Annotated in this window: 16 protein-coding genes; 9 read left to right on the top strand and 7 right to left on the bottom strand. The window is 66.0% G+C overall.

The genetic code is table 11. The features are described from left to right. The first annotated feature begins 66 nt into the window (after nt 1-66). The 6 genes from E3227_RS07750 to E3227_RS07725 all read left to right on the top strand — a co-directional run bounded on the left by E3227_RS07750 (nt 67) and on the right by E3227_RS07725 (nt 8,645). The gene (locus E3227_RS07750; RefSeq protein ID WP_136651539.1) at nt 67-666 is read left to right on the top strand and encodes a TetR/AcrR family transcriptional regulator; all 600 of its coding nucleotides are present in this window, start codon (nt 67-69) and stop codon (nt 664-666) included. Between the two features lie 61 nt (nt 667-727). After that, entirely contained in the window at nt 728-2,911 is a 2,184-nt protein-coding gene (gene glgX / locus E3227_RS07745; RefSeq protein ID WP_144318096.1) for a glycogen debranching protein GlgX, read from the top strand. A 21-nt stretch (nt 2,912-2,932) separates the two neighbouring features. Beyond that, nucleotides 2,933-4,330, top strand: a complete 1,398-nt coding sequence (locus tag E3227_RS07740; protein WP_144318095.1) for a 3'-5' exonuclease — start codon at nt 2,933-2,935, stop codon at nt 4,328-4,330. A gap of 36 nt (nt 4,331-4,366) precedes the next feature. After that, the gene (locus E3227_RS07735; protein WP_144318094.1) at nt 4,367-4,975 is read left to right on the top strand and encodes a hypothetical protein; all 609 of its coding nucleotides are present in this window, start codon (nt 4,367-4,369) and stop codon (nt 4,973-4,975) included. Nucleotides 4,976-5,046: 71 nt separating this feature from the next. Next, the gene (gene treY / locus E3227_RS07730) at nt 5,047-7,587 is read left to right on the top strand and encodes a malto-oligosyltrehalose synthase (protein WP_144318093.1); all 2,541 of its coding nucleotides are present in this window, start codon (nt 5,047-5,049) and stop codon (nt 7,585-7,587) included. 20 nt (nt 7,588-7,607) lie between these two features. Then, a complete protein-coding gene (locus tag E3227_RS07725; protein ID WP_144318092.1) occupies nt 7,608-8,645 on the top strand; it encodes a GTP pyrophosphokinase in 1,038 nt (345 codons plus the stop codon). 97 nt (nt 8,646-8,742) lie between these two features. On the opposite strand, the gene E3227_RS07720 is transcribed toward E3227_RS07725, so the two are convergent. The 3 genes from E3227_RS07720 to E3227_RS07710 are packed head-to-tail and all read right to left on the bottom strand — an operon-like array spanning nt 8,743 to nt 10,042. Further along, a complete protein-coding gene (locus tag E3227_RS07720; RefSeq protein ID WP_136651534.1) occupies nt 8,743-9,120 on the bottom strand; it encodes an RNA-binding S4 domain-containing protein in 378 nt (125 codons plus the stop codon). Nucleotides 9,121-9,128: 8 nt separating this feature from the next. After that, on the bottom strand, nt 9,129-9,371 hold the full coding sequence (locus tag E3227_RS07715) for a hypothetical protein (RefSeq protein ID WP_136651533.1): 243 nt from the start codon (nt 9,369-9,371) through the stop codon (nt 9,129-9,131). Between the two features lie 11 nt (nt 9,372-9,382). Beyond that, nucleotides 9,383-10,042, bottom strand: coding sequence for an IMPACT family protein (locus E3227_RS07710; protein WP_144318091.1), 660 nt, complete (start codon nt 10,040-10,042; stop codon nt 9,383-9,385). A 31-nt stretch (nt 10,043-10,073) separates the two neighbouring features. Between E3227_RS07710 and treZ the strand changes: the two genes are divergently transcribed. Together treZ and E3227_RS07700 are read left to right on the top strand one after the other, a co-directional pair. Continuing rightward, nucleotides 10,074-11,825: a malto-oligosyltrehalose trehalohydrolase gene (gene treZ, locus E3227_RS07705; RefSeq protein WP_246062653.1), complete on the top strand. Its 1,752-nt coding sequence runs from the start codon at nt 10,074-10,076 to the stop codon at nt 11,823-11,825. 10 nt (nt 11,826-11,835) lie between these two features. Then, entirely contained in the window at nt 11,836-12,198 is a 363-nt protein-coding gene (locus E3227_RS07700; RefSeq protein ID WP_144318089.1) for a hypothetical protein, read from the top strand. A 10-nt stretch (nt 12,199-12,208) separates the two neighbouring features. Here the strand turns inward: E3227_RS07700 and ilvA are convergent, their stop codons facing one another. Further along, complete coding sequence (ilvA, locus tag E3227_RS07695) at nt 12,209-13,492, bottom strand: threonine ammonia-lyase IlvA (RefSeq protein ID WP_136651529.1); 1,284 nt, start codon at nt 13,490-13,492, stop codon at nt 12,209-12,211. Between the two features lie 181 nt (nt 13,493-13,673). On the opposite strand from ilvA, the gene E3227_RS07690 reads away from it, so the two are divergent. Next, nucleotides 13,674-15,470 (top strand): choice-of-anchor I family protein, encoded by a 1,797-nt coding sequence (locus E3227_RS07690; protein ID WP_144318088.1) that lies wholly within the window; start codon nt 13,674-13,676, stop codon nt 15,468-15,470. A 52-nt stretch (nt 15,471-15,522) separates the two neighbouring features. On the opposite strand, the gene dnaE is transcribed toward E3227_RS07690, so the two are convergent. The 3 genes from dnaE to E3227_RS07675 all read right to left on the bottom strand — a co-directional run bounded on the left by dnaE (nt 15,523) and on the right by E3227_RS07675 (nt 21,140). Beyond that, nucleotides 15,523-19,083, bottom strand: a complete 3,561-nt coding sequence (gene dnaE, locus E3227_RS07685) for a DNA polymerase III subunit alpha (RefSeq protein WP_144318087.1) — start codon at nt 19,081-19,083, stop codon at nt 15,523-15,525. Nucleotides 19,084-19,152: 69 nt separating this feature from the next. Next, a complete protein-coding gene (locus E3227_RS07680; RefSeq protein ID WP_144318086.1) occupies nt 19,153-20,427 on the bottom strand; it encodes an ABC transporter permease in 1,275 nt (424 codons plus the stop codon). Then, entirely contained in the window at nt 20,424-21,140 is a 717-nt protein-coding gene (locus E3227_RS07675; protein WP_136651667.1) for an ABC transporter ATP-binding protein, read from the bottom strand. The genes E3227_RS07680 and E3227_RS07675 overlap by 4 nt, the downstream gene beginning before the upstream one ends. Nucleotides 21,141-21,155 lie beyond the last annotated feature (15 nt).

Raw genomic sequence — 21,155 nt, 5'->3', positions numbered from 1 at the left:
GACAGATGTTTGAGAAGTTGCTGTGAGAATCACAGTGCCGTGGTCGTCTGGGTAATGTCGACAAGCATGCATCCGCCGTTGTCTCGGGAGTCGATCAGCCGCCAGGGCTTGGCCATCCTCGACGAATACGGCCTGGCGGACGTGACCATGCGCCGCGTCGCCTCCGCCCTCGGGGTCGCCCCCGGCGCGCTGTATTGGCACATCAGCAACAAGCAGGAACTCATCGCGGGAATCGCCACGCTCATCATCGCCCCGCTTATCGACGCCCCACCCCACGCCGCCCCCAGCCCCGCGGCACTGTGCGCGAAACTGCGCGAAACCCTGCTTCGCCACCGCGACGGCGCGGAGGTTGTCACCACCGCGATGAGCCAACCGGGGTCCACCGTGGCACACGAGCTGACCCGGATCATGCGCGAGGCCATCGCGCGCGAGTTAGCGGACGCGCGGCGGGAGGCGTCGATAAGCAATGTGCACTCGGTGGCCGACGGACTGTTGTACATGACCCTCGGCGCAGCGAGTGTCCACCAGGCCGCGGAGCAGCTCGCGGAGGCGACCGGTGAGCGCGCCGCCGAACCCGCGACCGCCGCCACGGACGTTGCGGCCGCGATTTCGCTGCTGCTCACGGGCCTTCTCGACGCGAGCTCACCGCCGCCGACCGAACCCTAGCGTGCCAGGGCCGACCCGCAGCGCGCGAGCAACGTCCGCGCCTGCGATACGATTGGCTCCCATGACTGATGAGAACGTTGTGGTGTGGCCCGGTTCGGCCTACCCCCTTGGATCGACCTACGACGGAGCCGGCACCAACTTCGCACTCTTTTCGGCTGTCGCCGACAAAGTTGAGCTGTGCCTGATTGACAAGCAGGGCGCGGAAACGCGCGTCGCGCTCGAGGAAGTCGACAACTTCGTGTGGCACGCCTACCTGCCCGGCATCACCCCTGGCCAGCGCTACGGCTACCGCGTCCACGGCCCCTGGGACCCGCACAACGGCAAGCGCTGCGACCCGACCAAGCTGCTGGTTGACCCCTACGCCCGCGCCTTCGCCGGCGAGTTCGACCAAGACTCCTCCCTGTTCTCCTACGACATCCACGCCGAAGAGCCCGGCACCGGCCGCAACGAGGAAGACTCGCTCGGCCACACGATGCTTTCTGTGGTGATCAACCCCTTCTTCGACTGGGGCGATGACCGCTCCCCTCGCATCCCGGACGAGGAAACCGTGATCTACGAATGCCACGTCAAGGGCATGACGCAGACCCACCCCGACGTGCCGGAGAACCTGCGCGGCACCTACGCCGGCATGGCGCACCCGGCGGTGATCGACTACCTCAAAGACCTCGGGGTGACCTCCATCGAGCTGCTGCCCGTCCACCAGTTCCTGCAGGACGACCGCCTGCGCGACCTTGGCCTGCGCAACTACTGGGGCTACAACACGTTTGGCTTCTTCGCCCCGCAGCAGGACTACGCGTCGTCGGAAAAGCCCAGTGACGTCGTCGCCGAGTTCAAGGGCATGGTCCGCGCCTACCACGAGGCCGGCATGGAGGTCATCCTCGACGTGGTCTACAACCACACCGCCGAGGGCAACCACCAGGGCCCGACGATCGCGTTCCGCGGCATCGACAACGAGGCCTACTACCGGCTTGTCGACGGCGACAAGTTCCACTACATGGACTACACCGGAACCGGCAACTCGCTCAACGTGCGCGACCCGCACTCCCTGCAGCTGATCATGGATTCGCTGCGCTACTGGGTCTCGGAGATGCACGTCGACGGCTTCCGCTTCGACCTCGCCTCGACGCTGGCGCGCGAGTTTTCCGACGTGGATCGCCTTGCAACCTTCTTCGACTTGGTTCAGCAGGACCCGATCGTCTCCCAGGTCAAGCTCATAGCTGAGCCGTGGGACGTGGGCGAAAACGGCTACCAGGTGGGCAACTTCCCCGCGCTGTGGAGCGAGTGGAATGGCAAGTACCGCGACACCATGCGCGACTTCTGGCGCGGCGAGGCCTCCACCCTCGGCGAGTTCGCCTCCCGGCTGACCGGCTCCTCCGACCTGTACCAGCACAACGGGCGCCGCCCGACGGCGTCGATCAACTTCATCACCGCCCACGACGGGTTTACCCTCAACGACCTCGTGTCCTACAACGAGAAGCACAACGAGGCGAACATGGAGGACTCCCGCGACGGCGAGAGCCACAACCGCTCGTGGAACTGCGGCGTCGAGGGCCCCACGGACGACCCGGAGATTTTGCAGCTGCGCGCCCAGCAGCGCCGCAACTTCCTGACCACCCTGCTGCTCTCCCAGGGCACGCCGATGATCGCCCACGGCGACGAGTTCGCGCGCACCCAGGGCGGCAACAACAACGTGTACTGCCAGGACAACGAGATCGCCTGGATGAACTGGGACCGCCTCGAGGAGGCAGAGGAGCTGCACGACTTCACGCGCCGTCTCATCGCGATTCGCAAGCAGCACCCCGTGTTCCGCCGTCGCCGCTTCCTTGAAGGTGGCGCACTCGGCAACGACGTGGTTGACCGCGAGATCGCGTGGCTGGTGCCGTCGGGCAAGCTGATGAAGCGCGAGGACTGGGACTTCGCCTTCGGCAAGGCGCTGATGGTCTACCTCAACGGCAACGCGATTACGGAGCCGGACCGCCGCGGCCAGCGCGTCTCCGACGACTCATTCATCCTCATGTTCAACGCGCATTTCGAGGCGATTGAGTTCACCCTGCCGGATAAGTGGCTGGGCTCGAAGTGGGAGGTGCTCATCGACACCACCGAGCCTCTGGGCTACCCGGCGGACCAGGATGCGCTTGACGCGGGCGCGACCATCAGCGTCCCGGCACGCTCCACGGTGGTGCTCAAGCAGATTGAGCCGCCGGTGATAGACACCGATGACGTGCACGCTGAGGTTGCGATCTAAATCTCGGCAAAGGAGAGTTACGTGTCTGAGGTTTCTTCACATTCTGCGCTCAAGGCGCGCGGGGTCACGCTCAAGGTGGAGGGCACTGAGCTAGTGCTCAGCCCGTCGCCGCTGGAGGCGTCGATAAGCGGCTCAAGCGAGCCCGTGCGTATCGACGCCACCACGATCACGCGCCTGCACGTCACCGACGGTGACGCCTGGCGCGGCGGCGCGTGCGGCATTGAAACGCCGCAGCGCACGGTCGATGTGGCTTTCTTCCCCGGCGACGCCCAGGCCCCCGCGCGGTTGCGCGAGCTTATCGACGCCGCAGCGCGCGGCGAGGCCGCTAGTACACGGATCCCGGGGTTCGACTTCGTCGGCTTCGACGTCGAGACGGCCAATCCGGCGTGGGGATCGATCTGCCAAATCGGCCTCGTCCGAGTCATCGACGGCGAGGAAACCGAGCGCGCGACCTGGCTGTGCACTCCCCCGCCGGGCCTCGACGAGTTTGAACCCTCCAACGTGGCCATCCACGGCATCTCCGCCGGGGCGGTCGCCGACGCCCCGCCGGTGGCGCAGCGCATCGACGAGCTGGTCGAGTTCGTCGGCGAGCTGCCCGTGGTCGCGCACAATGCGCAGTTCGACGCCACGGCCCTGCGCGACGCCTGCCGCGCCGTGGGGCACGACATCCCGAACATCCTGTTCGCGTGCACGCTCGCGCAGTCGCGCGCGGCGAAGCTGAAGGTGGAAAACCACCGCCTGCCGACCCTCGCGGAGCACTTCGGGGTCAGTTTGGACAAGCACCACGATGCCGGCGAGGACGCCGCCGCGTGCGCGGGCATCATGGTGGGCCTTGCCCGCGACGCCGGCCACGAGGGAAGCCTGATGAACTTCGTCCACTCCACCGGGTTTACCCTCGGCGTGATTGGCGACGAGCGCGTCACACCCGTGCTGCGCGACCGCTCGGGCGCAGCCCGGGCGCTGCAGGCCTCCTCGACAGACGGCGCCGCCGTGACCCCGCGCGGCAGCAACCAGCACGAATCGCGGGTGCCCGCACCCGCCCAGGAGTCCGCGCCGGAGGAAGAATCCCCGCGCCGCGGCCCCGCCCCTTGGCAGTCCGTGGCCACCCCGGACACCATCCCGGACCCCGACCCCCAAGCCGACCCCAACTCCCCGCTCTACGGCCACAACGTCACGCTCACCGGCGAGTTCGAGCCTTTTGACAAGGGCCAACTGTGGTCCGGCATCGCCGCCCAGGGCGGTCAGGTGGGCAAGAACGTGACCAAGAAGACCACCATCTTGGTCACCGGCGAGTGGGCGACGATGACGTCGAAGGAAAAGCGCGCCCGCGAGCTCATGGACAAGGGCCAGGACATTGAGATCTGGTCGGCCGAGAAGCTACTCGACGCCCTCGGGCTCAACGAACAGCCACCGTTCTAGGGAACCGAACCCGTTGCGCGGCAGTCTAAGAAAAGTATGACTGCCGCGATAAGCGCTCTTCTTAGCCCCTACGCAGCCGCCGTGCCATGCGCGCTGACGCCCCGCCTCGTGCGGCGCAGCGCGCACCCGGATGCCGTCTGCTGGTCAAGCAGTGAATTTTCCGCCAGCACCGCCTACATCACGCTCTCGCCCGAGTTGGTGTGCGTATTGGCGGATCACACCGGCCGGCCAGCGAGCCACCAGAGGATCGGCGCGATGGGCCGCAGCGTCACCGGGGCGTGGAACGCGGCAGCGCGCGGCGTGATCAATGAGGCAGTCAGCGACGGGCAGGTCGAGCTGTGGGTCAGGGACGCCACCGCAGCTTTTGGAGCTGACGTCCCGCGCGGGCTCCAACTGCGCGACGACCGGATGATACCCACGACGTGGCTGACCCACCCAAAGCTCTTTACCGTCTTAGATTCGCACTTCACGCAAGTGTTACGGCCGCGCTTCGGCCTGACATACCTCACCCACGACTACCGCGAACTGTTCGTCTTTGACGCGCTCCCCAGCTCGTTCGCGCGGCGCTTCGCTTCGGCGTGCGTGATGCGCTACTCCGTGGGCTTTCCCCTCGTGGAACGCAGCGACCACCCTGCCGCGTGCTGAAAAAAGATTACGCTTGAACGGGCACGTACGACGTAGGAAAGCAACACAAGATCTATTTCTCAGGAGCCCTGATGCGACGCCCGATTACATCCACCTACCGCCTCCAGCTGCGCGGCCCCCACGCCGACCCCACGGGGCGGCGGTACGGGTTCGCGGAGGCCGCGGAGCAGATCCCGTACCTGCGCTCGCTCGGTGTCTCGCACCTGTACCTCTCCCCGATCTTCACGGCGGTCAAAGAGTCCAACCACAACTACGACGTCACGGACCCCACCGTGGTCAACCCGGAACTCGGCGGGATCGAGGGCCTGCGCGAGCTCGCCGCGGCTGCCCACGACGCGGGCCTGGGCATCGTGCTCGACATCGTGCCCAACCACCTCGGCGTGGAAACGCCGCGGCTGAACAAGTGGTGGTGGGACGTGTTGAAGCTGGGCCAGGGCTCGGAGTACGAGTCCTACTTCGACATCGACTGGCACGAGGACAACGGCGCTGGCGGCCGGCTCGGCCTGCCCGTTTTGGGCGCGGAGGGCGACGAGGACAAGTTCGAGCTGGTCCACCTCGACGAGATCGACGAGGACGTGCTCGAGTACTACGACGATTACTTTCCGCTGGACCCCGAGAGCTACAGCTCGCTTGACGACGACCCCCTTGACGTCTACTCCAAGCAGCACTACCGCCTGATGTTCTGGCGCGACGGGGTGATCTCCTACCGGCGCTTCTTCTCCGTTAACGGCCTCGCCGGGATCCGCCAGGAAGACCCCCTGGTGTTCGAGCAAACCCACCGGATCCTGCGCCAGCTCATCGCCGAGGACCTGATCGACGGCGTACGCGTGGATCACCCGGACGGCCTGGCGGACCCGTTTGACTACCTCACCCGCCTGCGCGGGCTGATGGGCGACGACCGCTGGCTCGTGGTGGAGAAAATCCTCGGCGTCAACGAGCCGCTTGACCCGCGCCTCGCCGTCGACGGCACGACCGGCTACGACGCGATGCGCGAGTTCGACGGGGTGTTCATCTCGCGCGAGGCGGAGGACTCGTTGAGCATGCTGGCGATGCAACAGTCGGGCTCGACGTGGGACGAGGCGGCCATTTCCGCCGCCGAGCACCAGCTCAAGCGCGACGTGGCGTCCTCCGAGCTGGGCGCGGAGATCCAGCGCCTCACCCGCGCGATTCGCCGCGACAACTTCTCCACGGCCGGCTCCACCGTCTCCGAGGAGGACCTGCGCTCGACCGTGGTCGAGCTCGTCGCGGCGATTCCGGTGTACCGCGCTGACTACATCTCCCTGTCGCGCATCACCTCCTCGGTGGTGGCCGAGATGGCGCGCCGTTTCCCCTCCCGGCGCGACGCGCTCGATCTGATCACCGCCGCGCTGCTGGCTAACAGTGAGGCGAAGACGCGTTTTTCCCAGGTCTGCGGCGCGGTGATGGCCAAGGGCGTGGAAGACACCCTGTTCTACCGCGCGAGCCGCCTTGTGGCGCTGCAGGAGGTCGGTGGCGCTCCCGGCCGGTTCGGTGTGTCTGCGGCCGAGTTCCACCTGCTGCAGCAGGAGCGCGCCAACCTGTGGCCGCTTGCGATGACCTCGCTGACCACGCACGACACGAAGCGCACGGAGGACACCCGCGCGCGGATCATTGAGATTACGGAGGTTGCGAACGATTTCGCCGAGCTGGTGCGCCAGGTCAACGCGATCGTCCCGGCGCCCGATGCCGCGACCGCGCACTTTCTCATCCAGAACCTGCTCGGCGTGTGGCCGCACGACGGGGAGATTACGGAGTCGCTGCGTTCCCGCCTGCACGACTACGCGATCAAGGCGGTGCGCGAAGCCGGGGTGAAGACGAGCTGGTTCGATCAGGATGAAACGTTCGAGCAGGCCATCACCGACTGGATCGACGCGCTGCTCTCCGGCCCGGTGACGTCAGCGATCACGGACTTCGCCGCGCGCTTGCACGGCGGCGCAATCCAGGTCTCTCTGGGCCGCAAGATGCTGCAGCTCATCAGCCCCGGTATCCCGGATACCTACCAGGGTCAGGAGTACTTCGACCTCTCGCTGGTTGACCCCGACAACCGCCGCTTCGTCGACTACACGCAGCGCGCCCAGACGCTGGAGCAGTACCTCGAGTTCAAGGCAGGCACCGATCGCTCGCTGGCGGCGTACCTGGCGTTCGGCGAGGAACCCGCCGAGGGCGCCGGGGACGCAGTCTCGCCCGCGGTGTACCCGCACCTGCCGGAGATCATCGACCGCGCGAAGCAGGCCGTCGTCCGCGAGGCGCTGATGCTGCGCCGTGAGCACCCGGATGTGTTCTTGGCCGGGGAGCACCAGCCCGTCTTCGGTGTCGGCGAGGCGGAATCGCACCTGGTGGGCCTCGCGCGCGGCGACGGCGATGTGCGCGGCGCGGCGGGCCTGTCCGTCATCGCGCTGGCAACGCGCCGCCCCCTGCTGCTTGAGCGTCGCGGCGGTTGGGGCGACACCACGGTGACCCTGCCGGAGGGCAGCTGGGTCGACCGCGTCTCAGGCCGAACGTTCGAGGGCACCGTGCCCGTCGCCGACGTGCTCGAGGTCCTGCCCACGGCTCTACTCGTCTCGCGACGGCTGATCAACTCCGTGGCCCTGTAAGGCAGGTATCCTTGGCCCCCGTGAAAAACGAGCGCAGCGGAAAGAAGCGCAAAGGCGCCAAGCCCTCCGACGACACGATCGCGCGTCTCGGGTCGACCTACCACGCCTGGGTCGCGGTACACCCGGACGCCGGCACCGCGTTCCAGCAGGCGCTCGTCGAGCTGCTTGGCGACGCCGGCGTCAACTTCGACCGCGTCGACGTCCGCATCAAGTCGTGGCCCTCGCTCAAGGCCAAGGCCCGCAAGCAGCGCGACGGCGCTTACGTCTACCCCGACCCGTGGAACGACATTCGCGACGTCGTCGGGGCGCGCATTACGGTGCTGCACTCCACGGAGATTCCGGCGGTGCTAACGCTGTTGGCGGACGAGTTTGAGGTGCTACGCAGCGTCGATAAGGCTCAGGAGACGCGCATTGCTGGTGGCTTCGGGTACGGCTCGCACCACGTTGTGCTGCGGGTGACGGACAATTCGGAGAACCTCGAGTCATACGCGGGCACCCAGTTTGAGGTGCAGATCCGCACCGTGCTGCAGCACGCGTGGGCGGAGTTCGAGCACGACATCCGCTACAAGCGCTCCGGGGAGGCCCCGGACCCGCAGATCGACCGCGCGTTCACGCTTGCCGCCGGCCTGATCGAGCTCGCCGACCAGCAGTTCGACCAGATCGCCAGCATCAACAACCCCCACCACTCCGTGGACACGGGCGTGGATGCCGAGCTCGCGCCGGAGACGCTGCCCGGCGTGCTCACGGTGCTTCTGGGCAGCCGCTTTCCGCTGTCGCGCCCGAGTGACTACCGCTTCCTCATGGAGCTTCTGCGCGCCCACGACATCGAGACGGTGTCGCAGCTGGCGGAGCTAGTCAACGCCGCCGACTTGGAAGCCGTGGGCAGCGCGATGAATTACGCCTTCGTGCCCGGGCAGGTGCGCATTATCGACGACGTCCTGCTGAACCGTTTTGCCACCGAGCACATCGAGCGCACCGCGGAGCTGGGCAACCGCCCGAAGCTGCGCCGCGACCGCTTGGGCACGCGTTTGGCGGCGTTGCGCGCCGGCCGCGGGTAGGCGCCGGGTTCCGCGTAAACCCGCTCGCTGCAACCTGCGCCGAGTTTAGGCTGAGCACCCGCACTCTTACCCGTGCGGGTTTGGGGTGAAGCGCGAGCTAGAACCCGCGCAGCCGATCGATGGCGCGGCGGTCCTTCTTCGTCGGGCGCCCGGCCCCCCGGTCGCGCACCGGCAGCGTGGCAAAGATGTCGCGCGGCGGCGGTGGCGGGGACTTATCGACGTACATCGTGCGCGCCACCGGAGCCCCCACGCGCTTGCGCACTGTGCCCGTGACCTCGAACTCTAGGTAGCGGTGGTCCTTCCAGACGCGGATGTGGTCGCCCGGCACCACCTGGGCGGCGGGCTTGGCGGACACCCCGCCGAGCTTGACGTGCCCGGCGCGCACCGCTTCAGCGGATTGCGAGCGGGTCTTGAAAATACGCACCGCCCACAGCCACACGTCGAGGCGGACGGGCGCGCCGTCGGGTTCAGTCATGGATGCCTTTAGTAGTTGTCCCTGTGGTTGACGATTTTCTGCACCTTGTTGTAGTTCACAAACCCGCCGACCACGCCGATGATCAGGCCGAGGATGAGGATGGTGAAGGAAAACGGCGAGCCGATAAGGAAACCGAGCGCAATGCCACCGACCACGCCGCCGCCGGCGAAGGCCACTGCGTTGCGGGAGTAGCGGCGCACGGCCTGCTTGCGCGCTTCGATCGGGTTGTTGGGGCGGGGCTGCATTGTCATGGCTCTAAAGTCTAGCCACGCGCGGCCACTTCCACCCACTGGTACCCGGCGCTGCGTGCGGTGGCGCTGCCGTGGGTGGCGGCGGCGAGGAGGGCGTCGACACGCTCGCGCTGCCCGGCGGGGAACGCGAGGGTGTACTCGGCCAGGCTGCCGTAGGTGATGTCGGCGATGTCGACGCCAGCGTTGCGCAGCTCGGCCTCTATGCGCCCGGCGTCGGCGTGCGGCAGCGCCACGGTGGCCAGCTCGGCGACGCGGCGCCGCACCCTGGGGACATAAATCAGCGCTTCCGAGACGGCGTTGGAGTACGCGTGAACGAGCCCGCCGGCGCCAAGCTTGACGCCTCCGAAGTACCTGGTCACCACAGCCGCGATGTCGCGCATTCCGGAGCCGCGCAGCACGTCGAGCATCGGGGTGCCCGCGGTGCCCGAGGGCTCACCGTCGTCGGAGGAGCGCTCGATCGGGTTAGCCGCCTCGCCGCTGACGATGCAGGCGAAGCAGTGGTGGCGGGCGTCGGGGTATGCGGCGCGGGCGGCGTCGACAAGCGAGCGGGCGGCGGCCTCGTCGTTGGCGCGGGCGATCCAGGCGATGAAGCGCGAGCGTTTGATCTCAAGCTCGGCAACGACCGGCTCGCCCGCAGCGGGCAGGTCGTAGGGCAGCGGAGTAGTTGACATGGTTGCCTTTGATGTTACTACTGTCGGTTATATGTCTTGCGTCGAAATGTTCGAGGTGTGGGCCCCGTTCGCCCACGATGCCCGCCTGCTTGTCGACGGCGCCGAGCATCCCATGTCAAGGGACGGCACGCGCACCGGGTGGTGGGTTCTCGACCCGGCCGTCGTGACCCCGCGCGATGGCCAACGGTACGCGTTTCGCCTGTTCGACGGCTCGGATTGGTCAAAGCCGCTGCCGGATCCGCGCAGCCGCGCCCAGCCCGACGGCGTGCACGGCACCTCCCAAGTCGTCGGCACCGACTTCGACTGGACGGACGAATCCTGGGCCGGACTGCACCTTCGCGGCCAGCTCATCTACGAGCTGCACGTCGGCACGTTTACGGACGCCGGGACGTTTGAGGGGGTCGTCGACAAGCTTGATTACCTGCTCGGCCTTGGCGTGACCACCATCGAGCTGATGCCGGTGCAGCCGTTCGGCGGAACGCGCAACTGGGGCTACGACGGGGTCGAGTGGTTCGCCGTGCAGGACTCCTACGGCGGGCCCAAGGGGCTAAAAAAGCTTGTCGACGCCGCCCACAACAAAGGCATCGCGGTGATCTTGGACGTGGTTTACAACCACTTCGGGCCCGAAGGGAACTACAACGGCTCCTTCGGCCCGTACACCACCGCCGGGCACACCGACTGGGGCGATGTGGTCAACCTCTCCGGCCCCGGCTCCGACGAGGTGCGCGCCTACATCCTCGACGCTGTGCGCCAGTGGCTCGACGAGTTCCACCTCGATGGGTTGCGCCTCGACGCCGTGCACGCCTACGACGACCGGCGCGCGTTTTCCATCATGGAGGAAATCCGCCGCGTCTCCGACTCGGTGGCGGAAGCAACCGGGGTGCCGCGCACGATCATCGGCGAAACGGATCAAAACGACCCGCGCATTGTCAACGACGAGTCCGTCGGCGGCTACGGCCTGAGCGCGCAATGGCTTGACGACGTCCACCACTGCATCCACACCCTGGTTAGCGGGGAGCGCCAGGCGTACTACGTGGACTTCGGCACCGTCGACATCCTCGCGGACACCCTGCGCCACGCCTACCGCTTCCGCGACACGTGGTCGGAGTACCGGCGGCGCACGCACGGGCGCCCCCTGGACCTCGACGCGATTGGGCCGTGGCGCATGATCACCTACACCACCACCCACGACCAAACAGGCAACCGGGCGGCAGGTGATCGCCCCTCGCAGTACCTCTCGCCTGCCCAGCAGGTGCTCAAAGCGGCGGTCGTTTTGTGCTCCCCGTTCACTCCGATGCTGTTCATGGGCGAGGAGTTCGGCGCCCGCACGCCGTTTCCCTTCTTCTGCTCGCACACTGACGAGGAGCTCAACCGGCTCACCCGCGAGGGCCGCTTCCACGAGTTCTCGCGCCTCGGCTGGGACCCCGACGACGTGCCCGACCCCTCCGCCCCGGCGACCTTCGAGTCGGCCCGATTGAAGTGGGAGTTCGACCGCGACCAGGACGAAGTCTTCGAGGCCTACCAGGCGCTCATCGGCCTGCGCGAGCGCTACGGCTTCGCCCGCGAGGACCTGCGCGATCTCCACGTGGACAACTCAGAGACCTGGCTGACCATGAGCTACGGCTCCCCCGAGCCTGTCACCCTCGCCTGCAACTTCAGCGACGCCCCCGTCACCGTGCCCGTCGGCGGCAACCTGGTGTACTCCTTTACCAACCCGGAGGTCACCGCGGACTCCACAACCTTGGAGCCCTGGGGGTTCGCGCTGATCGAGCGCACGGTATAGGCGGCGCGAGGTGCCCCTGACCAGCACGGAAAGACGCCTCAACCTCGCGTGGTTGCTCGTGGTCGCGCTGCCGTCGGTCGGGCTGTGCATCTCCTGCCTTCGCAGCGCGCACACCCCGTGGCAGTTCGCACTCGGGGTAGCCTCAGTGGCCTGTATCGCTGCCGCGCTGCTGCGCCACGTTCCCACGTACTCGGCGCTTGCCCCGAGGGATTTTATGAGCCGCTCGTTCCCGCTGCTCTTCGCCAGCTACGTGCCCAGCGTCATCGGGCACTGGCAGGGTGGGCTGGCGCTGGTAGCGCTTGTCCACCCGCTCATCTGCTACTTGTTCATCGCCAGCCGCGAGCGCCTGCACGAGTGGGCGCGGCGGCGCTAGGTAACCGCTCTTACCCGGAGACGATGAAGTCGTACTCCTGCGTGCCGGGCTGCAGCCGGCGGCAGTCGATCGGGGATGCGTCCATGCGCTCCATGAGCGGCTCCAGATCCCGCGCGCGGGTCAGCTCGAGGCCGACGAGCGCGGTGCCGGTTTCGCGGTTGTTCTTTTTCAGGTACTCGAACAAAACGATGTCGTCGTCAGGTCCGAGGATATCGGTGAGGAAGGTGCGCAGCTGGCCCGGCTCCTGCGGGAAGTTCACCAGGAAGTAGTGCTTGAGACCGCGGTGGATCAGCGAGCGCTCCATGATCTCGGCGTAGCGCAGCACGTCGTTATTGCCCCCGGAGATGATGCACACCACCGTGCTGCCCGGCTCGAACTTCACGCCGTTAAGTCCCGTGACCGCCAGCGCACCCGCCGGCTCGGCGATGATGCCCTCGTTTTGGTACAGGCTGAGCATCTCGGTGCACACGGCGCCCTCGTCGGCAATGACCATGTGGATGCGGCTTAGGTTGGCGTCGATGACCTGAAACGGCAGCGCGCCGATGCGCTTCACGGCCGCGCCGTCGACGAAGGGGTCGATCGACTCGAGCGTCACCGGCTCACCCTGGGCGAGCGCCGCGTGCAGCGATGCCGCCCCTTTCGGCTCCACGGCAATGATCGACGTCAGAGGCGACATGTCGGCGAGGTAGGACGCCACACCAGCAAGCAGCCCGCCGCCGCCGACGGGGACAGCGACGCTGCCGAGCTCGCGACCGAGCCCGGTGAGCTGGCTGAGGATCTCCGCGGCGACGGTCCCCTGCCCGACCATGGTGGCGCGGGCGTCGAAAGGCTCGACGACGGTTGCGCCGCGCGCGATCGCGTCGGCACGCGCAGCCTCAGCCGCCTCGTCGAAACTATTGCCCACGACGACGAGCTCGATCGCGTCGCCGCCATGGACGAGGATGCGGTCGCGCTTCTGCTTCGGCGTCGGCTTGGGCACGAAGATCTTGCCGCGAATGCCCATCGCACGGCAGGCGTACGCCACGCCTTGGGCATGGTTGCCTGCCGACGCCGCCACGACGCCCGCCGCCTTCTCCTCCGGCGTGAGGTTGGCGATGTTGTAGTAGGCGCCGCGGATCTTGTACGAGCGCACGTCCTGCAGGTCCTCGCGCTTGAGGTACACCTCCACCCCGTACTGCTGCGACAGGCGGGGGCAGTACTGCAACGGGGTGGGCTCGATGACGGACGAAATCCTCGCCTGCGCCGCCTGGATGTCGGCTGCGTGCACGGGCTGGAAGTTCGTTGTCTCGCTCATGGACAGCCAGTTTATCCGCAACGGTTCCGGCCCGAGGGCGCGAGGCACCCAAGAGGGGCCGTTTACCGGGCCTTAACCAGACCTTCACCCAAACCTGCCCCCGATTCCATCTCGGGGCCACACGGCTCAGTTAAGAATAACCTGTCAGTTACATCCATTATTCGTGAAAGGTGCCCCTTAAGTGAGCATCCCCCGCCCCGCAGCGCTCGGTGCTGCTGCGACCGCACTTGCCTCCGCATTCGCCCTCGCTACTCCTGCCCACGCGGCGATTGTCACTGACCCGGTCCACGACAGCGCTCCCGACGCCACCGTCTCGATTAAGCCAATCGGCTCCTACGACACCAAGGTGTTCGACAAATCCGCCGCTGAGATTGTCGCCTACCACGCCGCATCGAAGCGCCTGCTCACGGTCAACGCCAACGCGGGCGTCATCGACGTGCTCGATGTCAACAACCCGGCCAACCCAACCCGTATCGGCTCGGTGTCGGGCGGCGAGGGCACCACGATCAATTCCGTCGCCGTGCGCGCCGACGGCCTCGCGGTCGCCACCGTGGAGCCCGCCACCAAGACCGAGGAAGGGGAGCTGATCTTCTTCAACGCGGGTGCTAGCGAGTTGGCTTCTGAGCCGCTCGGCCGCGTCACCGTCGGCGCGTTGCCCGACATGGTCACCCTCACCGCGGACGGCAGCTACGCCTTGGTCGCGAACGAGGGTGAGCCCGCCAGCGACTACTCCGTCGACCCCGAGGGCTCCGTGTCCGTTATCGCGCTGCGCAGCGGCGTCGATGCATCCGAGCAAGAGGATGTGCGCACCGCGGACTTTTCTGCCTTCAACACCCCCGGCGCGCTGCCGGACGGTGTCCATGTCTTCGGCCAAGTCGGCGACTCCGCCACCGTCGCGCAGAACCTCGAGCCGGAATACATCACCGTCTCCGGCGGCACGGCATACGTCTCGCTCCAGGAGAACAACGCCATTGCGGTCGTCGACATCGCATCCGCCTCCGTGAAGCACATCTTCCCCCTCGGATACCAGGACCGCACAACCGTGGCGTTCGACGCCAGCGACAAAGACGATCGCATCAATTTATGGAATTGGCCCATCAAGGGCATCCTCCAGCCGGATGCCATCGCGTCGTACTCGTCAGCGGGCGAGACCTACATCGTCACCGCAAACGAAGGCGACTCCCGCGACTGGGACGCCTACTCCGAAGAAGAGCGCCTGAAGGACTTCGGCAAAAAGGGCATTGCCCCGGTCTGCGACAACATCGGCGGCCTGTCGCCTGAAGAGGTTGCCGCGATGCGCTCCGATGCCGGCGCCGGACGCCTCAACATGAGCACCGCCTTTGGCCTGAACGACGAGAGCGGCTGCTACGACGAGCTCTACGCTTTTGGTGGCCGCAGCTTCTCCATCTTCTCCGCCGACGGCACCCCCGTGTTCGATTCCGGCGAGGACTTTGAGCGCATCACCGCGCGAGTGCTCCCCGACTACTTCAACTCGAACCACACGAAGGCCGAGTTCGACGCACGTTCCGATGATAAGGGCCCCGAGCCCGAGGGCGTCACCCTGGGCACGATCGACGGCCGCACCTACGCCTTCATCGGCTTCGAGCGCGTCGGCGGTGTCATGGTCTACGACATCACCGATCCCTACAACGCGAAGTACCAGACCTACCTCAACAACCGCGACTTCGCGACCAACGCCGGCGACCTCGGCCCGGAGGGGCTGACCTTCATCCCGGCGAGCGACTCCCCCAACGGCAAGAACCTGCTCGCGGTGGGCAACGAAGTCTCCGGCACCACCACCGTCTACCAGGTGGATTCGCTCATCGCCCCGCCCGCCGCGGGTGAAACCTCGCCCGGTTCGTCGAGCTCGTTGAGCTCGTTCGGCCTGGTCGCTGGCATCCTCACCGCACTGCTCGGTGCGATCGCGGCTCTCGCCGGCGCCGTGATGGCGGGAATCCTGCCCAACCCGCTGGGCTAGGCGGCGTCAGCGCGGAGGCTTCCGGGGCGCGAGTGAGGGCGTCGATAAGCAGCTAACCCACAATCCCCGCGCCGAGGTTGGCCTTGAGGTCGCCCATCAGGCTGGCCGAGCGCTCCACGCGCAAGTGGTCGCCGAGAACCATCAGCTGCGACTGGTCGCCGTGGACGAGGTTGAGGTAGACGTCGGAATCGCCCGGGTTGGTCGACAGGACGTGCTTGAGCTTGCGGATGTTATCCAGGGTGCACTGCTCCGTGCGCATGGTCAGGCGCAGCGGTAGGCCGGCGCCGTTGCCCGGGCCAAGCTCAGGCACCTTGACGTCGTCGCCAAACAGGCTCATCCGCTCGTCGCGGATGGTCACGTGCGCCTTGACTAGGACAATGTTGTCTTCGACGATCTGCGGGGCAACCAACGAGTAGACCTTGTTGAACAACAGCACATCGACCTGGGCACCGTGGTGATCCTCGATGGTGACAATCGCCCAGGGCGAGCCGTCCTTCTTAGAGAACCTGCGGTCGACGCTCGAGATTAGACCGCCGATGGTGATTTCGGCGCCGTTGCGCAGCTCGCCCGACAAAATGTCCGTGAGCTGCGTGTCCGTCTGCGCATCGATGGCCTCCTCGTAACCGTCGAGCGGGTGGCCCGAGACGTAGAGCCCGAGCATCTCCCGCTCGAGCGCCAGGGTGTGCTTCCGGTCCCACTCGTCGTCAGGCACGTCGATGGTGAACACGGCCTGCTCCGCGCCGCCCTCGCCCGCGAAGCTGGCGAACAGGTCGAACTGGCCCTTGTCCGCGGCCCTCTTGGTGGTCAGCACCGAATCAACCGCGTCCTCCTGCACGAGCATCAGCCCCTTGCGCGGGTGGCCCAGCGAGTCGAACGCACCCGCCTTGATCAGGGACTCCGTGATGCGCTTGTTACAGGCGAGCAGCTCGATCTTGTCCAGGTAGTCGGAGAAGCTCGAAAACGCCCCCTTCGTGCGGCGGGTTTCCTTGATCGACTCCACCACTTCCACGCCCACGTTGCGCACCGCGGCGAGGCCGTAGCGGATGTCGCTGCCCACAGCCACGAAGTTCTCTTCGGACTCGTTAATGTCCGGCTGCAGCACGCTAATCCCGAGGTGGCGGCAATCCGCGAGGTAGATCGCCGACTTGTCCTTCTTATCGCCGACAGAGGTCAATAGCGCGGCCATGTACTCGGCGGTGTAGTTGGCCTTGAGGTAGGCCGTCCAGTAGGACACAAGCGCGTAACCGGCGGCGTGGGACTTGTTAAACGCATACGAGGCGAACGGCTCAATCGTGCCCCACAGCGCGTCGACGGCGTCCTTAGAGAACCCGTTGGAGAACATGCCCTCGGAGAACTTCGTGTACTCCTTGGCCAGCACCTCGGGCTTCTTCTTACCCATGGCCTTGCGGAAGCCGTCTGCTTCACCGGCGGTGTAGTTCGCCACCTTCTGCGAGATCCTCATGATCTGCTCCTGGTAGACGATTAGGCCGTAGGTCTCGTCGAGGATCTCCCTCAGCGGCTCCTCGAGCTCCGGGTGAATCGGCGTAATCGGCTTGCGGCCGTTCTTTCGGTCCGCGTACGCCTCGTGCGCCCTGACGCCCATCGGGCCCGGGCGATACAGCGCGAGGGAGGCGACGATATCGTTAAACCCGGTCGGCTTCATGCGCTTGAGCAGCTCCTGCATGCCAACGGAGTCGAGTTGGAACACGCCGAGGGTGTCGCCGCGCGAGAGCAACTCGTAGACGGCAGGGTCGTCGATGTCGAGGGTTTCCAGGTCGATCGTCTCGCCCCGGTTTTTCTCGATGTTGGCCATCGCGTCACCGATGACGGTGAGGTTACGCAGGCCGAGGAAGTCCATCTTCAGAAGGCCGATCGCCTCACACGCCGGGTAATCCCAGCCGGTGATCAGCGCGCCGTCCGCCGGGCGCTTCCACATCGGGATGTGGTCCATCAGCGGCACCCGGGACATGATCACCGCGCAGGCGTGCACGCCTGCCTGGCGCACCACGCCCTCGAGGCCGCGGGCGGTTTCGTAGATCTTGGCCACGTCCGGATCCGTCTCAATGAGCGAGCGGACCTCCGCGGCCTCTGGGTAGCGCTCGTGCTCCGGGTCCGTGATCCCCACCAGCGGAATGTCCTTGGCCATAATCGCGGGCGGCAGCGCGCCGTTGATGCGGTCGGCCATCTGGAAACCAGGCTGGCCAAACCACACCTTGGCCGCGTCCTTAATGGCCTGCTTCGTCTTCACGGTGCCGAAGGTGATCACCTGCGCGATCTTGTCCTCGCCCCAACGCTCGGCCGCGTAAGTGATCATCTCCCCGCGGCGGCGGTCGTCGAAGTCGATATCGATATCCGGCGCGGACGGGCGCTCCGGGTTCAGGAATCGCTCAAACAGCAACCCGTGTTCGATGGGATCGATGTTGGTAATCGTCAGCGCGTACGCGACCAGCGCGCCGGCGGCCGAGCCACGGCCAGGGCCGACGCGGATGCCGATTTCGCGGGCGTGCTTGATGATCTCCGCGACGATAAGGAAGTACGAGGGGTAGCCCTTCATGTCGATCACGTCGACCTCGTAATTCGCGCGGTCGATGTACTCCTGCGGGACCTCTTGGCCCGGGAAGCGTTCCTCCAGCCCGCGCATGACCTCCTTGCGCAGCCATGACGTCGGGGTCTCGCCCTCGGGCACGTCCGCTACCGGCATGCGGTCGTGCGGGTGCTCCTCCCACAGCTCGGAGTAGTCGCCGACGCGCTCGGCGATCCACAGCGTGTTGTCGCAGCCGTCGGGCACGGTCGAGTCCCAGAGCTCGCGCATCTGCGCCGCGGACTTGATGTAGTAACCGGTGCCGTCGAACTTGAAGCGGTCCTGGTCCATCATGGTCTTGCCGGTCTGGACGCACAGCATCGCCTCGTGCGCCGGGGCCTGCGACTCGAGCACGTAGTGGCAGTCGTTGGTCACCAGCGGCGGCAGCTCGAGGATCTCACCGATTTTGAGCAAGTCATCGCGCACCCTGCGCTCGATGTGCAGGCCGTGGTCCATCAGCTCGAGGAAGTAGTTGTCTTTGCCGTAGATGTCCTGCCACATCGCGGCGGCCTCCAGGGCCGCGTCGAACTGGCCGAGGCGCAGGCGCGTCTGCACATCACCCGAGGGGCACCCGGTCGTGGCGATGATGCCGTCGGCGTGCTCGGCGATCAGCTCCGCATCCATGCGCGGCCACTTGCCCAGCTGCCCCTCGTAGGACGCGAGCGTGGACAGCTTGAACAGGTTGCGCAGGCCTGTGGCGTTCTCCGCCAACATGGTCTGGTGGAGGTACGCGCCGGACGCGGAGACGTCGTCACGCTTCTGGTCCGGGGTTCCCCACAGCACGCGCTTTTTGTTAAAGCGCGACTCAGGCGCCATGTAGGCCTCGATGCCGATGATCGGTTTGACGCCCGACTCGACCATGCGGCGGTAAAACGCGTTGGAGCCGAACATGTTGCCGTGGTCGGTCATCCCCACCGCGGGCATGCCCTGGCGGATTACCTCGTCCGCGAGCAGGTCCACCTTTGCCATGCCGTCCAACATGGAAAATTCTGTGTGGTTATGCAGGTGGACGAACGAGGAGTTTTTAGCCATGCGGCTATCCTAACCCCCACGCCGACACAGCAAAACCACCCAAATCACAGGGGTGTAACCCGGACGGTTCTACTCGTAGCGCAGGGCGTCGATAGGCTGCATCTTGGCGGCCTTCGACGCCGGGTAGGCACCGAAAAACACGCCCGTGGCCAGGGAGAATGCCAGAGACATCAGCACGGCGCCGATGGGTGGCCAGACAAACGCGTTAAACGCCGAGGTGGCAATCATGCCGGTCGCGGAGCCCAGCACGATGCCGATGATGCCGCCGACGAGGCAGACCAAAATCGCCTCGACGATGAACTGTGTGCGGATGTCGCGTTGCGTCGCACCGAGCGCCTTGCGCACGCCAATCTCGCGGGTGCGCTCCGTGACGGTGATCAACATGATGTTCATCACGCCGATGCCGCCGACGACCAGGGAGATGCCACCGATCGAAGACAGCACCGTCGAGATGATCCCAAACACGTTGGTCAGCTCTTCGAGGCCCTTGGACAGATCAACCACCGTTATCTCATAGTTCGGGTTGCGCTCGTACCAGCGGTTGACGTAGCGCTGCAGCTCCGATTGGAACGCCGCCGTGTCTTCGCCCGCGCTCGACTGCACAGAGAACCCCGTAATAGCCGTTACTGGCGCGCCCACCCGCTCCGCCGCACCAATCGGGATGTACGACTCGGCCGTAGTAGTCCCACCGGAGAACATCCCGGCGTTGCCCTCGTCTTCCAACACGCCCACGACAGTGAAGACGGCCGTATGGCTGCCGACGGCAACGTCAATGCGCTCGCCGAGGGCCGACTGGGAGTCGCCGTTGAAAAGTGCGTCGATAAGCGGCTTCGACACCACGGTCACCGGCCGGCCCTGGGCGATGTCGTCGGCGTTGAGCGCCCGGCCGAACTGCACATTCTTGTTACGCATGGTCAGTGTGTCCGCCAGCGAGGGGTAAACGGTGATGGCTGTGTCGGTTTGCTCGCGCGTGACCTGGCCCGAGTTGGACACCGAGCTAACCACGTCAACGCCCTGGATGCGGGGGCCGAAGTGGGCGCGCATCTGCTCGAGCTCCTCGAACGAAATCTTGTCCTGGTCGTCCCTCGGTGGTGCTGAGCTCGGCCCGGCGACAGCCGCGTTCGGGTCAGTTTCCTCGGACCGTTCGTGCACCAACACCATGTGATTGGTCGCGCCGACGGCCTCGAGCGATGACATAACCTGCTTCTGCAGGCCGGCGCCAAGCGTCATGATGATGATCACCGCCATGATGCCGATGATGATGCCCAAAAGCGTCAGAAGCGAGCGCAACTTGTTGTTGTTCAGGCTGGACGCCGCCAGGCTGAGGGATTCGCGCAGGTTCATCGCACAACCCCTGCCTTGGGGCGGCGGATATTCGAGATGTTGCCGTCCTTCATCTCCACGATTCGCTCCGTCTCCTCGGCAAGGTCGGGGTTGTGGGTGATGAACACGATCGCTTTGCCCAGCTCCTGGTGAAGCTCGTGGAACAGGTCCATGACCATGCGCCCGGTCGAGGAATCCAGGGCGCCGGTTGGTTCGTCGGCAAGCAGCAGGTCTGGGTCGTTGGCGAGGCTGCGCGCGATGGCGACGCGCTGCTTCTGACCGCCCGAAAGCTCGTTTGGCAGGTGCTTGAGCCGGTCGCCCATCCCCATCTTCTTGAGCAGCTCGGCGGCGATTTCTTCGCGCTCTCGCTTATCGACGCCCGCGTACATCATGGGCATCGCAACATTCTGTAGCGCGTCAATGCGCCCGATCAAGTTGAAGTTCTGGAAGATGAAGCCGATGTTCTGGCTGCGGTAAGACGCCAACTCCTGGTCCTGCTTGGCGTAGACGGGCTCGCCGTTGAACGCGTAGGCGCCCTCTGTGGGGCGGTCGAGCATGCCGATCAGGTTCATCAATGTCGATTTGCCGCAGCCCGAGGGCCCGACGATAGAGACGAACTCGCTTTGCTCGGTGTAGAAGTCGATTCCGTGGAGGACCTTGACCTCGCTGGGCTCGTCGGGGTTGTAGGTTTTGACAATGCGGCGCATGTCAATCAACAGGCCGGATTCGGCCATGGAGGTAGGTTCGCT

The organism is Corynebacterium sanguinis (assembly GCF_007641235.1).
GTDB lineage: Bacteria > Actinomycetota > Actinomycetes > Mycobacteriales > Mycobacteriaceae > Corynebacterium > Corynebacterium sanguinis.
This window is presented reverse-complemented; position numbering and strand designations above follow the sequence as displayed.

What these genes read in the sequence shown, in the direction of transcription:
- treY (WP_144318093.1), top strand. Translation starts at nt 5,047, where the DNA reads ATGCGACGCCCGATTACATCCACCTACCGCCTCCAGCTGCGCGGCCCC.
- ilvA (WP_136651529.1), bottom strand. Translation starts at nt 13,492, where the DNA reads ATGAGCGAGACAACGAACTTCCAGCCCGTGCACGCAGCCGACATCCAG.
- E3227_RS07680 (WP_144318086.1), bottom strand. Translation starts at nt 20,427, where the DNA reads ATGAACCTGCGCGAATCCCTCAGCCTGGCGGCGTCCAGCCTGAACAAC.
- E3227_RS07710 (WP_144318091.1), bottom strand. Translation starts at nt 10,042, where the DNA reads ATGTCAACTACTCCGCTGCCCTACGACCTGCCCGCTGCGGGCGAGCCG.
- E3227_RS07675 (WP_136651667.1), bottom strand. Translation starts at nt 21,140, where the DNA reads ATGGCCGAATCCGGCCTGTTGATTGACATGCGCCGCATTGTCAAAACC.
- glgX (WP_144318096.1), top strand. Translation starts at nt 728, where the DNA reads ATGACTGATGAGAACGTTGTGGTGTGGCCCGGTTCGGCCTACCCCCTT.
- E3227_RS07750 (WP_136651539.1), top strand. Translation starts at nt 67, where the DNA reads ATGCATCCGCCGTTGTCTCGGGAGTCGATCAGCCGCCAGGGCTTGGCC.
- E3227_RS07715 (WP_136651533.1), bottom strand. Translation starts at nt 9,371, where the DNA reads ATGACAATGCAGCCCCGCCCCAACAACCCGATCGAAGCGCGCAAGCAG.
- E3227_RS07735 (WP_144318094.1), top strand. Translation starts at nt 4,367, where the DNA reads ATGACTGCCGCGATAAGCGCTCTTCTTAGCCCCTACGCAGCCGCCGTG.
- dnaE (WP_144318087.1), bottom strand. Translation starts at nt 19,083, where the DNA reads ATGGCTAAAAACTCCTCGTTCGTCCACCTGCATAACCACACAGAATTT.
- E3227_RS07720 (WP_136651534.1), bottom strand. Translation starts at nt 9,120, where the DNA reads ATGACTGAACCCGACGGCGCGCCCGTCCGCCTCGACGTGTGGCTGTGG.
- treZ (WP_246062653.1), top strand. Translation starts at nt 10,074, where the DNA reads ATGTCTTGCGTCGAAATGTTCGAGGTGTGGGCCCCGTTCGCCCACGAT.